This window comes from Desulfonatronum thiodismutans (genome assembly GCF_000717475.1).
GTDB lineage: Bacteria > Desulfobacterota > Desulfovibrionia > Desulfovibrionales > Desulfonatronaceae > Desulfonatronum > Desulfonatronum thiodismutans.
Map to the genome: position 1 here is coordinate 506,372 of NZ_JPIK01000004.1, position 13,489 is coordinate 519,860.

Annotated in this window: 14 protein-coding genes; 3 read left to right on the plus strand and 11 right to left on the minus strand. The window is 57.7% G+C overall.

The window, feature by feature from the left end; genetic code table 11:
- Window positions 1-69 precede the first annotated feature (69 nt).
- On the plus strand, window positions 70-1,605 hold the full coding sequence (locus GY33_RS0102965) for a cobyrinate a,c-diamide synthase (RefSeq protein ID WP_031385906.1): 1,536 nt from the start codon (window positions 70-72) through the stop codon (window positions 1,603-1,605).
- 12 nt (window positions 1,606-1,617) lie between these two features.
- Here the strand turns inward: GY33_RS0102965 and GY33_RS0102970 are convergent, their stop codons facing one another.
- The 11 genes from GY33_RS0102970 to GY33_RS0103025 all read right to left on the minus strand — a co-directional run bounded on the left by GY33_RS0102970 (window position 1,618) and on the right by GY33_RS0103025 (window position 10,532).
- Window positions 1,618-2,313: a DVU0298 family protein gene (locus GY33_RS0102970; RefSeq protein ID WP_031385907.1), complete on the minus strand. Its 696-nt coding sequence runs from the start codon at window positions 2,311-2,313 to the stop codon at window positions 1,618-1,620.
- A 62-nt stretch (window positions 2,314-2,375) separates the two neighbouring features.
- Window positions 2,376-2,999: a tetratricopeptide repeat protein gene (locus GY33_RS0102975; RefSeq protein ID WP_031385908.1), complete on the minus strand. Its 624-nt coding sequence runs from the start codon at window positions 2,997-2,999 to the stop codon at window positions 2,376-2,378.
- Window positions 3,000-3,041: 42 nt separating this feature from the next.
- A complete protein-coding gene (locus GY33_RS0102980) occupies window positions 3,042-3,410 on the minus strand; it encodes a hypothetical protein (RefSeq protein ID WP_031385909.1) in 369 nt (122 codons plus the stop codon).
- Window positions 3,398-4,225, minus strand: coding sequence for a YkgJ family cysteine cluster protein (locus tag GY33_RS0102985; RefSeq protein WP_084184745.1), 828 nt, complete (start codon window positions 4,223-4,225; stop codon window positions 3,398-3,400). The genes GY33_RS0102980 and GY33_RS0102985 overlap by 13 nt, the downstream gene beginning before the upstream one ends.
- Window positions 4,226-4,308: 83 nt before the next feature.
- Window positions 4,309-4,497, minus strand: coding sequence for a ferredoxin (locus GY33_RS0102990; RefSeq protein ID WP_031385911.1), 189 nt, complete (start codon window positions 4,495-4,497; stop codon window positions 4,309-4,311).
- A 444-nt stretch (window positions 4,498-4,941) separates the two neighbouring features.
- The gene (gene dsrP, locus GY33_RS0103000; RefSeq protein WP_031385912.1) at window positions 4,942-6,096 is read right to left on the minus strand and encodes a sulfate reduction electron transfer complex DsrMKJOP subunit DsrP; all 1,155 of its coding nucleotides are present in this window, start codon (window positions 6,094-6,096) and stop codon (window positions 4,942-4,944) included.
- 11 nt (window positions 6,097-6,107) lie between these two features.
- A complete protein-coding gene (dsrO, locus tag GY33_RS0103005) occupies window positions 6,108-6,893 on the minus strand; it encodes a sulfate reduction electron transfer complex DsrMKJOP subunit DsrO (protein WP_031385913.1) in 786 nt (261 codons plus the stop codon).
- Between the two features lie 3 nt (window positions 6,894-6,896).
- Window positions 6,897-7,286, minus strand: coding sequence for a sulfate reduction electron transfer complex DsrMKJOP subunit DsrJ (dsrJ, locus tag GY33_RS0103010; protein WP_031385914.1), 390 nt, complete (start codon window positions 7,284-7,286; stop codon window positions 6,897-6,899).
- Window positions 7,286-8,896 carry a sulfate reduction electron transfer complex DsrMKJOP subunit DsrK gene (dsrK, locus tag GY33_RS0103015; protein WP_031385915.1) on the minus strand — a complete coding sequence of 537 codons (1,611 nt, stop codon included), beginning with the start codon at window positions 8,894-8,896 and terminating at the stop codon, window positions 7,286-7,288. Before dsrK ends, dsrJ begins: the two co-directional genes overlap by 1 nt.
- Before the next feature lie 54 nt (window positions 8,897-8,950).
- Entirely contained in the window at window positions 8,951-9,949 is a 999-nt protein-coding gene (gene dsrM / locus GY33_RS0103020) for a sulfate reduction electron transfer complex DsrMKJOP subunit DsrM (RefSeq protein WP_031385916.1), read from the minus strand.
- A 58-nt stretch (window positions 9,950-10,007) separates the two neighbouring features.
- A complete protein-coding gene (locus GY33_RS0103025; RefSeq protein ID WP_031385917.1) occupies window positions 10,008-10,532 on the minus strand; it encodes an RsbRD N-terminal domain-containing protein in 525 nt (174 codons plus the stop codon).
- A 469-nt stretch (window positions 10,533-11,001) separates the two neighbouring features.
- Between GY33_RS0103025 and GY33_RS0103030 the strand changes: the two genes are divergently transcribed.
- Together GY33_RS0103030 and cobT are read left to right on the plus strand one after the other, a co-directional pair.
- Window positions 11,002-12,375 carry an ATP-dependent 6-phosphofructokinase gene (locus tag GY33_RS0103030; protein WP_051822232.1) on the plus strand — a complete coding sequence of 458 codons (1,374 nt, stop codon included), beginning with the start codon at window positions 11,002-11,004 and terminating at the stop codon, window positions 12,373-12,375.
- Window positions 12,372-13,475, plus strand: coding sequence for a nicotinate-nucleotide--dimethylbenzimidazole phosphoribosyltransferase (gene cobT / locus GY33_RS0103035; RefSeq protein ID WP_031385919.1), 1,104 nt, complete (start codon window positions 12,372-12,374; stop codon window positions 13,473-13,475). The genes GY33_RS0103030 and cobT overlap by 4 nt, the downstream gene beginning before the upstream one ends.
- Window positions 13,476-13,489: the final 14 nt, after the last annotated feature.

The window sequence follows — 13,489 nt, forward strand, 5'->3', positions numbered from 1 at the left end:
TTTTTAAACGAGATTTCGTCTCATCATTCTTCCTTTCTCCACCTTTCCACCACTCTCCCCACACGCTCCGTGAACACTCCTCCACGCTTGATTCTGGCCGGTCTGAGCGGTGGAGCCGGGAAAACCATCATTTCCCTGGGCCTGTGCCGCGCACTGACCGATATCGGATTGCGAATCCAGCCGTTCAAAAAGGGACCGGACTACATTGATGCCGCCTGGCTTGGCTTGGCCGCCCGGCGGGAGACGTCCAATCTCGACCCGTTCATGATGCCCGGCGATTCGCTGGTGCGCCTTTTTCTCCGAGAGTCCGCCTCGGCCGACATGGCCCTGATCGAGGGCAACAGGGGACTCTTCGACGGCAAGGACACCAGTGGTTCCTGTTCCACCGCGGAATTGGCTAGGCTGCTTCAAACACCGGTGGTGCTGATCATCAACTGCACCAAGATGACCCGCACTGTGGCCGCCTTAATCCTTGGCTGCCGGACCTTTGAACCAAACCTGCGCCTTGCGGGCGTCATTCTCAACCGAACCGCCGGGCAACGCCACAAGACCATTCTCCGCCAGTGCATCGAACAGTACACGGATGTCCCCGTGGTCGGCATTCTTCCCAAGATCAAGCCGGACCCCATCCCGGAACGCCACATGGGCTTGGTTTCGGATCAGGAATGCGCCGAGGCCGATGCGACCCTGAGCAGCCTCGCCACCATCGCCCGAGACTGTCTGGACATCGAGACCATTCGAAAGATCGCCACCAGCGTCTCCAGTATACCTTTGCCCGATCCGTCCCAAGGCCGTCTCCGGGAGTGCTGCTTCACGGCAGTGCTTTGCCCAAAAGGCGATGCAACAAGTCTGCTCGTTCAGCAGCCATCGCAGACAGACAATCAGGCGGCACAACCAGCTCTGCAGGTCTCCCGGCAGGAGGATGAGCGACTCCTTCCGACCACCACCGTTCGCATTGGAGTGGTCCGGGATGCGGCACTCTGGTTTTATTACCGCGAAAATTTAGAGGAATTGCGAAGAAATGGAGCAGAGTTGGTGGAGCTCAGCCTGCTCTCGCCCGCGCCGTGGCCCGAACTCCACGGGCTCTACCTGGGGGGAGGATTTCCGGAAACCCAGGCCGAGCAACTAACCAGAAACGAGACCACAAGGGCCCTGGTTTACCGACTCGCTGGGCAAGGTCTCCCCATCTACGCGGAATGCGGTGGGTTCATGTATTTGGGGCAAAGCCTGATTTGCCGGGAAACCATTTACCCGATGGCCGGGGTTTTCCCCGTCCAGACCATGCTCTGCGCCAAACCACAGGGTCATGGGTACACAGTGGCCAAGGTAGTCCATCCCAACCCCTTTCATGCCGTGGGACTGGAATTCACAGGCCATGAATTTCATTATTCAAAATGCGTCACCCCATTACCGCCAGAGATGTCCTTTGCCTTGGAAATGCAAAGGGGCAGTGGTATCGACCAAAATCGAGACGGACTGATTTTCCGCAACACCTTTGCCTGTTACACCCACCTGCACACCCTTGGAGTGCCGACATGGGCCGTAAACTTCGTAGCGGCATCCCGGCGCTACCAGGAAAACGGCCCAGAGAACGATCAAACATGACGCAGTCGAAATTCAGGCCACAATCTTGGCCAAGGCTTCCCGTGCAAGGTCGCTGACGAGATACTCCCGCAACTGATCGTCGCGGTACAGCACGACGACGCTTTTGTCTTCAATCAAGGATCGCACCGCGGACGCGGTCTCATACCCGGCTCCCATCGAACACAGCCCCCAAAGGCCCAGAGCCCGTTTTTCCGCGTCTTCATCCTTCAACAGCTCAAGAAACGTCGAGCGGCCCTGCTGAACCAAATCCGGCTGCTTTTCGGCCAATCTGGCCATGCCCCAGTAGACCCCGCGCCGCAACGGCTCATGGTCGAGGTAGTTGCCGTCACCGGACGTGGGTTCCTGGGCGTAGGAAATCAGAATCCGATTGAATTCCACGGCCAGCCTTGGACACCGTGCCAGGCTCTCTCCCATGGATTCCGGGGCTCCCCAGCCAATGGCCCCGGATTCTTCATTCAAATTCCACATCAACCGGCGCATGACCACCCGCGCTGATTCCAGGTCCTGCTCCGCCAGCCTGGCGACGATCTCCCCAAAGGCTGAAACAGCCCGCCACTTCAAGAGCGGTTCCGGAGCCAACAGCAGGGAAAAAAGCGGCCCCAAAGTCTTACGGGGCGGCAAATCGAAGTAGTGCCCTAATCGCTCTCGCCAATCGTCTTGAAGCAGGAAAGCTGAAAAATCCTGCTTCATGGATTTGAAATACGCCACCAGGACCTCCCGACCGACCACCCATCAGATGGCTTGAGCCTCTCGAACACCACGGTCAAAGATCAAGATCGATGCTCTTCGAGCCGTGCGCGAAAATCCGGTACCACCTCGAAACCATACTCCAGGGCCTTGTCCATGTTCTCCAGGGCCAGGTCGAACTTGCCCTGGTCGTAATAGCACAGCGCGAGATTGTTGTAGGCCGGAGCGAAGCGCGGCTCGATCTTGATCGCCCGAGCGCAATGGTCGATACATTTTTCCAGGTCACCCAAGGCATAATACGCACTGGCCAGGGTCGTATGCGCCTGGACGAATTTTGGTTGGAGCGAAAGGGCCTGCAGCAGCGGCTCCAACGCTTTTTCCGGTTCACCCTGCTGGAGATGCACGAAACCGATATTGCCGTAAGGAACCGGGAACTTGGGACGCACTTTTACGGCTTTTTGATTGAAGTAAAGGCAGCCCTCCAGGTCGTTTTGATACATCCGGATACCGCCCAGTTGCACATACGCCTCGGCCAACGTGGGCGAGGACTCCACGGCAGCAAAGAATTCTTCCTCAGCTTCCTTCCATTTGCGTTGGGAGAGGTAGGCAACTCCCAGATTGTAGTGCGAATTGCCGCAATCGGCGTTCTGAGCAAGCTGGTCTTTCTTTTCCTTGATAAAATCGTCGGTATTCGAGGATGCGTTCATGATCGCTCCAGTGAGTTTGCAGGGAATGGTTGTCGGTCTGACCTAGTCGCGTCGGAATGTTCGTTGCTCCAAAACTTCTTCATGGGGCTGGGGTTGCTCCTGATACCAGCGGCAAAATTCATACATGGCCAGATAGCGCTCATCGTTATCCATCAGTCCCATGCACATGTCCAACACGGCTTTGGCGTAGACGTTGGAATAATGCTCTTCCTTGCGTTGTTGCAAAAACCCCATGGCCATGGTCCGTGCGGTTTTGTCCGTGGTAAATTTTCGCAGGTCCAACGGGTCGTTAGGCTTCTGGAACGGGTCCCACTTGTCGTACCCGACTTTGGCGACATAGGTCTTGGCTCGGGGAGAAAGACTCTCGTAAATCGCCCGTTTCTGCTCTTGCTGTTCGTCTATTTCCGACATGGCTCGCAGCTCCCGGGATCACATTCGTTCGGACCGCAGGTACAGCCGTCCTTTTTGACCGGACCGCATCCACCAGGCAAAGTTCCGGAAACTGGAATGCCGGATACCGAACTGTCACCAGAAGAGCAGGAGCCGGATGAGCAGCCGCCAGAAGAACACCCGGAGGACGTCTGCAGCCCCAAATACTCATCGTCGTATACCGTGAGCAGGGCCATGGACGGAGGGACGAGCATGTCGGCCATCTGATTGTACTTTGTATTCAGCGAGGCAACCAACTCCATGCTCAGAGCGGCCAATGCACGATGGATCTTGTCCACATGGACCGTAGGGTACGGAGCGCCGGGTGAAAACTTGGAAAGCGCGCAGGTCCTAGCCTTGCCGGCGACTTCCTGTGGAATGCCGTACAGCCGACAGGTAATGGGCCGATATGCGTAAAGGTCGCAACGATCCTGCGCGTTAAGCAACGGACACCGGACCCGCTTGCGAGCCATATCTTCCAGGATGACGTCGGTTTCCTCGCCGGAACGTTGCCTTTTGTGAGCCTGAAATTTCAATTTATATGCCGCGCGATCCGCTTGGTCGGCTTTGGCCAAAATCTGGTCCTTGACTTCCTTAGGCAGCACACCGTGAAAATGGTGATTCAAGTATAAGGCTTCAATTAAGGGCAAATCGAAAACCGCATGACAACAGTCACTGCATCCCGTCGTGCAGGTCACGCAGTCCGCGTGTTGATCCTTGACCGTCTCGAAAACCTTGTCCACATCAGCTAACAGTTTTTCGTATTTCGAAAAAAATGGTGAAAAATCCAGTGACATGCCGTACTCCTAAAACGCCAAAAGGAGGGTGACCCTCCTTTTGGCAAAAACGAATGACAGTTATGAGAGAAAAAAGTCGACGTCTAGACTTCCTCGACCGTGAGGGCGTTGGTTTCACAGACCTCAATGCACGATTCACAGCCCAGACACTCTTCCTCGTTCACGGCAACGGCCTTTCCGTCCTGAAGTTCATAGACTTCAACAGGGCAAACATCGACGCACTCGCCGTCGCCCGTACACTTGTCGACATCAACAGTAATCTTCCAACCCATTTTCTACCTCCAGTTTAAATGAAATCTGCCCGGGATCAATTCCGTGAGCAGGTTGTGGTGCTTCGACGTCGAACTCCCGACGCCACGGGCGAGGTCGTCCCGTATTCGGACGAAAAGCGCCCCCTCCTCGAAAGACAATCAAAATAACGCGCTGGTCGTGGTCCTGGCGCTGGAAATCCGAGCTATCGGCACGCCCATTGCCCTTCAGAAAAGCCGAACGACCAGATATTCTTGAGACGTTTAGGCTGTGATGTCAAGAGCGTGAAGGGCATTTTTGAGCAGGAATATTTCGCCGTTCGCGCATGGGACCAAAGGGGTTTCTCGCTTTGCTCAGCCTCTGTTCAGAGCCTGGACTTGCCGGACCGTCGGTCCAAAGAAAAGCCCGCCGCGGTTCAGGTCGCGGCGGGCTTGGAGGCTTGAATTCGAGACTACGCCCGGTAGCGCCTAGGACGCGGATTCCCGCTGTACCGCAAGGGCCACCTTGTACAGGACGGTCAGGATCAACAGGCCCACGGCGTACACTCCAATGGAGATGAAAACCTCGGGAATCGTCGGCCAGTATTCCGTATGCACCTTGAAGGGGTTGGGAATGAATCCGCCGATGACCAGGGTCAGGCCCTTGTCGATCCAGCCGGCGACAAAAACCATGATCAGGGCGATAGTCATGGTTACCGGATTGTTCCGGGTTGCGGGGATGACCAGTAAAGCGAGAGAGACAACTCCCAAGAACACGAAGTTCCACATCCAGGGCATCAACTGCTCTCCACCGTATCCCCCGAACATGTAGTCAAAGGCGGCCATTTTCGCGGGGTACTGGCTGTAGTAGGCGGAAAAGATTTTCAACAGCACCATGAACAAGTTGATGGCCCAGGCATAGGTGATGATCTTGGTCATGGTCTGGATCGCTTCCTTGGGAATCTTCAGATCCGAAACCTTTTGCACGATCATCAGAATCAACAGCAGCAGGGCGGGACCGGCCGCGAAAGCACCGGACAGGAAGCTGGCCGCCAGCAAGGAGTCATGCCAGAAGTACCGTCCGGGAAGGCCGGCATACAAAAACGCCGTGACCGTGTGGATGCTCACGGCCCAGGGAATGGACACGTAAATCAGGACCTTGACCCAGGAAGCAGGGCGAACGCCTTTCTTCACGGCGTGCAGCACCGACCAGCCGATGATGATGTTCAGGAAGAGATATCCGTTCAAGACCACCATGTCCCAGAACAGGACCGAGTTGGGGGTGGGGTAAAGGATAACGTTCATCAGTCGCTGGGGTTGACCCAGGTCGACAACGACGAACAGCAGACAGACGACAACCGCGGAGACGGCCAGAAACTCGCCGAAGATGACCAGCTTCCCAAAGGCCTTATGATCGTGCAGATAATAGGGCAGGACCAGCATGACCGCCGAGGCGGCGATGCCGACCATGTAGGTCAGCTGTCCGATGTACAGTCCCCAGGAAACGTCCCGGTTCAGACCGGTGACGCCCAGGCCCTGCTGCAACTGATACACGTAAAAGCCGAAACCGATACCGATGACGACGAGGAGCGTGGCGATCCACCCCCAGTACGCCTTGTTTCCCTGTAACGCTTTTTCCAACATATTTGGTCACCTCATATCAGATAGAAGACGTGGGGGTTGGTCCCCAGGGAAGGCTTGCGACGCAGGCTGTACCGCTCCCGCAACACCCGACGCACTTCGGAGTCCTCATTGGCCAGGTCGCCGAAAATCAGCGCTCCTTCCGAGGCCTCGACGCAGGCTGGAAGCTGCCCTTTGGCCAACCGGTCTTCACAGAACGTGCACTTCTCCACGACGCCCTTCATCCGGGTGGGGTAGTAGGGATCGATGTTTTCGATGAACGGCCGCGGATCCCAGAAGTTGAAGCTCCTCGCGCCGTAGGGACAGCCGGCCATGCAGTACCGGCAACCGATGCAGCGGTGCATGTCCATCATCACAATGCCGTCGTCGCGCTTGAACGTGGCCTTGGTCGGACAGACCCGCACGCAGGGCGGATTGTCGCAGTGGTTGCACAGCACCATAAAGGGCTGATTCTTGACCCTGTCCGGAACCAAAGCGTGCTGCTGGTCCGGGAAGGCGTGCTTGAAACTGTCGGTCCACAACCACTTGATTTCCTGGTCTCCGGGGATGTGCGGCACGTTGTGCAGAACATGACAGGCATCGATGCACTTCTGGTACACCTGGGCCGTGGTGAACTTCTCCGTATCGATGAGCATGGCCCAGCGCTTGGCGGTCAGGGCTTCAGGATACTCTCCGACCTTCGAAGGCCCAGAAGCTTCCAGCGCGCCCGGGGCCAACAGCTCCATCGCCGCGTGTCCGGCCACTCCGGCCAGAGTCGTCAGTCCGGCGGCCTTCAGAAAGGTTCTTCGATTTATGGCCATGGCTTATTCCTCCCCCATTGACGGTACGACGTGGCAATCCCAGCAGTGCGGGGCGATGGCCAAAGCATCGTGACATCGGTCGCAGAACGTGTCCTTGTTGGCATGGCACTGGCTCGACAGACAGGTTTTGGTCAGGCTCATGTCGAAGCGCTTTCCCGTTTCACTGGTATACAGGCGCATATTGTCCCGAACCGCCAAATCCCGCCAATCGTCCAGCAGGATCATATGGTTGGCGCGCATCCAGTCTCCGGACTCGACGCATTCTTCCTCAGTCTCAGGCAAGACCAGTTCCGGTGCTTCGAAGGCCGCCCTGCCGAGGTTCGACCAAAACGGAAACGTCACCAGCCCAAGAAAAATAACCAGTCCAGGTATGATTTTACCGGCGTTGTACATTATTCATCCCCCTCCAAGCCTGGAATGTCCTCGCCGCGCAGATCGGTGGGCCGATCGTGCTCCCCTTCCATGATCAACGCATTGGCCACCAGTTCCGTCAACCCAGAAACGGAAACCTCGGGCGCCCAATAATCCATCAGCGGAGGCAGAATGGCCCGGTCCAGCGCGCAGACGTTCACCAAGCGGTTCACGTCATGCTTTTCCTGCACATGCTTGACCGCGAACGCCCGGGGCATGCCGCCCATCATCCGCAGGTATTCGAACTCCCCGGCGTTCAAGCCGGTGCCGCCGCCGCAACAGAAAGTCTGCTCGCGAATGGTGTTCTCCGGCATTTCAAAGAAGTTGTTGCACACGCTCTTGAGCACATAGCGCGGTTCCTCGAACATGCCCATGCCGCGGGACACGTTACAGGAGTCGTGCCACGTAGTCCGCAAGTAGTCGTTACGTTTTGGATTCAGCTTGAGCTTGCCGTGGTGGATCAGGTCGGCCATGAACTCCACGATGTGGATCATCTTCGTTGACTTGGCGTTATCGAACACGGTTCCGGTGAGGGGCGACTTGGGGACTTCCAGAAAGTCCGCCGGCCCGTTCATGGTGTCCATGTACTGGTGCAGCACGCGCCACATATGCCCGCACTCGCCGCCCAGAATCCATTTCACGCCCAGTCGTTTGGCCTCGGCATACATCTTGGAGTTGAGCCGCTTCATCGTCTCCTGGCTGGTGAACAGCCCGAAGTTGCCGCCTTCGGAAGCGTAGGTACTGATGGTATAGTCCAGACCGATGTGCTCAAAGAGCATCAGGTAGCCCATGTAGGTGAAAATGCCGGGATCGGCGAAGACGTCGCCGGAAGGAGCGATGAACAAAATTTCCGCGCCCTTGCGGTTGAATGTGGGGTTCAGGCGAATGCCGACGTATTCCTCGATGTCGTCCACCAGGAAGTCGATGTTGCCTTTGAAGGTATGCGGCTCCAGCCCCAGGTGGTTTCCGGTGCGGTAGCAGTTGGCCGCCGCTCCAAGGATCCAATCGATGTTCACGCCGATCAGGTTCAAGAGCTCCCGAACGACGATGGTGATCTCCGCGGTGTCGATTCCGTACGGACAGTAAAGCGAACAGCGCCGACACTCCGTACACTGGTGAAAGTAGTAGAACCACTCCTTGATCACGTCCTCGGTCAGCTCGCGCCCGCCGGCGAACGCGCCCAAAATGCGCCCCACGGTGGTGAAATCCTTGCGGTAGATGGATCGGAGCAGTTCGGCCCGCAACACGGGCATGTTCTTGGGGTCTCCGCTGCCGATGAAAAAGTGGCATTTGTCCGCGCAGGCCCCGCAACGGACACAGATGTCCATAAACACTTTCAGAGAGCGATACTTTTCCAGACGCTCCTTGAGACCTTCGTGGATGATCTCCTTCCAGTTGGGAGGCAGCTTCCAGTCCTCATCCGTGGGGTTCCAATCCCGAGGGTTCGGCAGCCCGAGGGTTTCCAGGCTGCTCGCCTTCCCGGGGTACCCCCATGTTCCGGGAACGAGGTCCACCCGGGGATCCATCCAATCTTTCTTGGGGGGAATATGCGATACCCGGAGCAATTCTTCTGGCTTTGGCGCTTGTGACATAACGACTCCTTATCTTGATTACCTATGCTTGCCGTCAGCAGCTGGGAAGCCGCCTTAAGCCTGCTTTTCCACGGGAAGGTCGGCCTCGATCATCTTTTCCCGGAAATCATCCTCGTAATGTTCGTAGCTATGAACCTTCACAGGGGCGTTCCAGGGGTTGACGTGGCGAACCATCCGGCTGTCGTTGGGCAGGTTGCGGGTCGGGCTGAGAAATACGCCGCCCAAGTGCATCAGCTTGCTGAACGGGAAATAGGCCAGCAACATGCTGAACAGAAAAAGGTGGATGTAGAACATTACGCCGATTCCTTCCGGAACCGTGGGGTTGAAGGTGGCCAAGCCCATGGCCAGAACCTTCACGCTCATCAGGTCGACCTTAAAGATGGCGAAGTAGCGCATCATGATGCCGGAAAGAGCAATCCCCAGGATCAGGAACAGCGGGAAATAGTCGGCGGGCAGGGAAATGTAGCGCAACTGCGGGCTTGCCAGTCGCCGAACCAGCAGGAACAGCAGGGCCGCGACCAAGATGACGTCGGTCTGGTAAATCACCGGGGAGCCGATCTGCAACATGCCGTCAATGCTCTCCAGAGCCTGCACGAAATACGGCACGGGCTCCGTGAAGAAGCGCAGGTGCCGGATCACGATGGTCAGAAAGGTGTAGTGAAAAAGAATGCCGCCCAGCCAGAGCCACTTGTTGGACCCGTAGGCCAGCTTGCCCTCGGTGATTTCGGCCTTGGTGTTGCGAAACAAGGATCGAAACAGCAGGATTTCCATGGCCATCCTGCCCACGACGCCCCAGGTGGTATAGGGGCTGTCAACCGTGGACGGCTTGATCCAGTCCAGGCTTTTCTGTTGTCCGGCGGTGGTGGGAATCCGGAACGGCACCGGCGACTTGGCCCAACCCAACACCCGCATGGTGAATCCGATCAAAAAGACCAGGATCGCCGCATACGGGATGACGATGCCGAAAATGGCCTGCAAACCGAGCAATCCGGCTCCCAGGTAGACAAAAAGGGACATTCCCAAGACGAGTAACAAAGAATACCACACTGCCATTTCCCTACCTCGCTTTGCGTTAATGCTCCGTGGTTACGTTGAATGGTCGTCCACCCCGTCAGGAAAGACGGGTTTCCTCACTCATCAGGTTGGCCCGCTTCAAAAGCTGAGTGTGCCGGTTGATGAACTCGCTGTTTTTGATGTCGGACAACGTCTGTCGGCACTGGGCGTAGACGTCGAAGGCCACCAGCAAAACCCCGTCGACCCGTTCTTCAAAGGTCGTGAGCTGCTTATCCAGGCCTTTGGATTGAATCTCCGCACCCAGTTCATCGCGGATTATCTTCTTGATGAACAACAGAAAGGCCAGTGAGTTGGAGGGGGCGAACCCCTGAACGGCCCGGATGCGAACCATGCTGTCCAACATCGGCCGAATCTGTTGAACATCCAGTCCGGCCAGCATGGCGTCGAAAATCTCGGACAGCCCCTTGCCCATGGCATGGCCCACGGGATTGAGAAACTGATCTTTTTCCTTAGAGTAGAAGCGGGCGCTTTCGGAAGGATAGGTTTGCAGGGTCGAAGCAGTCCAGCGTTCAACCAGCATGCTTCGATTTTCCTTGAGAAGTTCAATGATGTCGTTAGTCATAGCCCCGGCCAAAGTGACGATGTCAGGTTAATGAAAAAAAGCGCATGCTCGCGAACAGGCTTGATACCCGCCCAAGACAAGGTTCGTCCAGGGATTAAGAGCGTTTCGGGACGCCCTGCCTGAAGGAAGCCCACCCAGGCCATTGAAAAACCAAAAAGAACGGGAGAGAATCCCCCGCGCATGACTGAGTAATACTTTTTTGAACAAAACCGCCGTTGTCCGTGTATTCTCGATTCAGAAAGCGAGTATCTGATTGAGAAATTTGTGTCAAGGTGCTTTGCGTGACAATATTGTCTTGCATCCAGCCCAAACGCCGCTCCCAAGGGAACCGGAAAATCGCATTCAGGCTGGTTTGCCATTCTAGGCGCTTTGCTTCATAGTGCGGCTCATTTCTTGCCATTAATACCAATCACTGCCACTGCCCGACGATAATTCTCTCCCCGAAAACATTGCGATTCAGGAGGACACCATGAGCGACACGCAAGTAAGCATACATACGGAAGACGACATTTCCACCGCCATTCCCGACCTTGGTCCGGCCAAGGTCCGCTCCCGCATGGAGTGCGCCCTATTCATTAATGAAGACCAGCGGGTTCAGCTTTTCGTGACAAACGAAGAGGGCGAAACCGGTACCAACGGCGTGAAGACCTACGATTTCGAGCCCGCCGGGCCTCGGGCCAACCTGTACTTCGATCCTCCGAAGACCAAATGCGCCATCGTGACTTGCGGCGGCCTTTGTCCTGGCATCAACGACGTCATTCGCGCCCTGGTCATGACAGCCCACCACAGCTACGGCGTGTCCTCCACCCTGGGTATTCGCTACGGATTGCAGGGCTTCATCCCCTCCTACGGACACAATTTGGAGGAACTCACTCCGGACAAGGTTGCAAGCATTCACGAGTTCGGAGGAACGATCCTCTCTTCCTCACGTGGTCCACAGTCACCTGAGGAAATCGTGGACGCCCTGGAACGGATGAACGTCAACATTCTATTCCTGATCGGCGGCGACGGAACCATGCAGGCCACCCTTGTAATCCAGGAGGAAGTTGCCAAGCGCGGGCTGAAGCTGGCCGTAATCGGTATTCCCAAGACCATTGACAACGACATTAACTTCGTCCCCCGCTCCTTTGGCTTTGACACCGCCGTGGAAAAGGCCACGGAGTCCATCCGCTGCGCTCATACCGAAGCCTTGGGCGCGCCCAACGGCATCGGCATGGTCAAGCTCATGGGCCGGGAGTCCGGATTCATCGCGGCCCAGGCCACACTGGCCCTGAAAGACGTCAACTTCGTGCTGGTCCCGGAAGATTCCTTTGAGATCCACGGCCCCAATGGTTTTTTGCAGGCCCTGGACGACCGCATCCGCCATCGCGGACACGCCGTGGTGGTGGTGGCCGAAGGGGCGGGACAGGACCTCCTGGCTGCTTCCAGCCAGACCGACGCCTCGGGCAATCCGGTCTTGCGTGACATCTGCGGCCTGTTACGACGGGAAATCGATACCTACTTCAAATCCAAGGACATGGAGTACACCCTGAAGTTCATTGATCCCAGCTACATTATCCGCTCGGTCCCGGCCAACGCCAACGACCGGGTGTACTGCGGGTTCCTGGGCCAGAACGCCGTGCATGCGGCCATGGCCGGCAAAACCGGGATGGTGGTCAGCAAATTGCACGGCTATTTCATCCATCTGCCGCTCAGCCTGGTTGCCGGAAAGCGCAAGAAGATCAACACGGTCAGCAACTATTGGCAGGCCGTGCTCCAATCCACCGGCCAACCGGTGCACATGAAAACGCCCCCGGCGGATTACCCCCAGGGAGCGACCTGCAAACTGGACTTCCAGTCATGAACCAGTCCGCTGCCAATAAGCTCCAGGACTGCGTCCAAGCCGTCACTCCCCTGGACCGCGCAACGACATCCGCCATCCAGGCCCGGCTGGACGACCTGACCAAGCCCCAGGGCAGCCTGGGCCGGTTGGAGGAACTGGCCCTGCAACTGGCTCTGATCAGCCGAAACGCCGGTCGCGGCCCAAGCCCCAAGGTCGACCCGGCCCGCATCTACACCTGCGCCGCGGATCACGGCGTCGCGGCCCAGGGCGTCAGTAAATTTCCCTCGGAGGTCACGGCCCAGATGGTCCGCAACTTCCTTCACGGAGGAGCGGCCGTGAACGTCTTGACCCGCTCAGCCGGAGTGGAACTACGGGTCGTGGACGTGGGCGTGGCCCACGACGACTTCACCACCGATGTTCCGGACTCCGCCATGCTGCTGCGCCACAAGGTCAAGCCCGGAACCGCGGATTTCAGCGTGGGACCGGCCATGTCCGAAGCGGAATGCGCCGAGGCGGTTGCCGTGGGTATCTCCCTGGCCGAGCAAGCCGCCGAAGAAGGGGTGCTTGCCGTGGGTACCGGCGAGATGGGCATTGCCAACACCACCGCGGCCACGGCCCTCTACTGCGCCTACCTGGGGTGCGCGCCGGAACGGATCACCGGGCCGGGCACCGGCTTGTCGGCGCAAGAAGTCCGTCACAAGGCCGAAGTCATCGCCCGGGCCCTGTCCGTCAACAGCAACGCCCTGCCCCCCGCACCTCCCTTGCGTACCCTGGCAGCCCTGGGCGGCCTGGAAATCGCCTGCCTTACCGGTCTGATCCTGGGTTGCGCCCGGCGCAAGCTGGCCATCGTGGTGGACGGCTTCATCTCCACGGCGGCCTACGTCGCGGCCTGGAAAATCCAGCCCCATGTGGCGGACTATGCCTTTTTCGCCCACGGCTCGGCCGAACCCGGCCACCGCATCATCCTGGACCAGCTCCAAGCCCGCCCGATCCTGGATTTGGGCATGCGTCTTGGCGAGGGCACCGGAGCCGCCCTGGCCATCCCCGTGCTCCGCGCCGCGGCGGCCATGCTCAACGAGATGGCCAGCTTCTCGGACGCCGGGGTCTGCTCCGCGACGTAGCCGGATTGCCCGGA

What these genes read in the sequence shown, in the direction of transcription:
- GY33_RS0102975 (WP_031385908.1), bottom strand. Translation starts at nt 2,999, where the DNA reads ATGAACGCATCCTCGAATACCGACGATTTTATCAAGGAAAAGAAAGAC.
- GY33_RS0102980 (WP_031385909.1), bottom strand. Translation starts at nt 3,410, where the DNA reads ATGTCGGAAATAGACGAACAGCAAGAGCAGAAACGGGCGATTTACGAG.
- GY33_RS0102985 (WP_084184745.1), bottom strand. Translation starts at nt 4,225, where the DNA reads ATGTCACTGGATTTTTCACCATTTTTTTCGAAATACGAAAAACTGTTA.
- GY33_RS0102990 (WP_031385911.1), bottom strand. Translation starts at nt 4,497, where the DNA reads ATGGGTTGGAAGATTACTGTTGATGTCGACAAGTGTACGGGCGACGGC.
- dsrP (WP_031385912.1), bottom strand. Translation starts at nt 6,096, where the DNA reads ATGTTGGAAAAAGCGTTACAGGGAAACAAGGCGTACTGGGGGTGGATC.
- dsrO (WP_031385913.1), bottom strand. Translation starts at nt 6,893, where the DNA reads ATGGCCATAAATCGAAGAACCTTTCTGAAGGCCGCCGGACTGACGACT.
- dsrJ (WP_031385914.1), bottom strand. Translation starts at nt 7,286, where the DNA reads ATGTACAACGCCGGTAAAATCATACCTGGACTGGTTATTTTTCTTGGG.
- dsrK (WP_031385915.1), bottom strand. Translation starts at nt 8,896, where the DNA reads ATGTCACAAGCGCCAAAGCCAGAAGAATTGCTCCGGGTATCGCATATT.
- dsrM (WP_031385916.1), bottom strand. Translation starts at nt 9,949, where the DNA reads ATGGCAGTGTGGTATTCTTTGTTACTCGTCTTGGGAATGTCCCTTTTT.
- GY33_RS0103025 (WP_031385917.1), bottom strand. Translation starts at nt 10,532, where the DNA reads ATGACTAACGACATCATTGAACTTCTCAAGGAAAATCGAAGCATGCTG.
- GY33_RS0103030 (WP_051822232.1), top strand. Translation starts at nt 11,002, where the DNA reads ATGAGCGACACGCAAGTAAGCATACATACGGAAGACGACATTTCCACC.
- cobT (WP_031385919.1), top strand. Translation starts at nt 12,372, where the DNA reads ATGAACCAGTCCGCTGCCAATAAGCTCCAGGACTGCGTCCAAGCCGTC.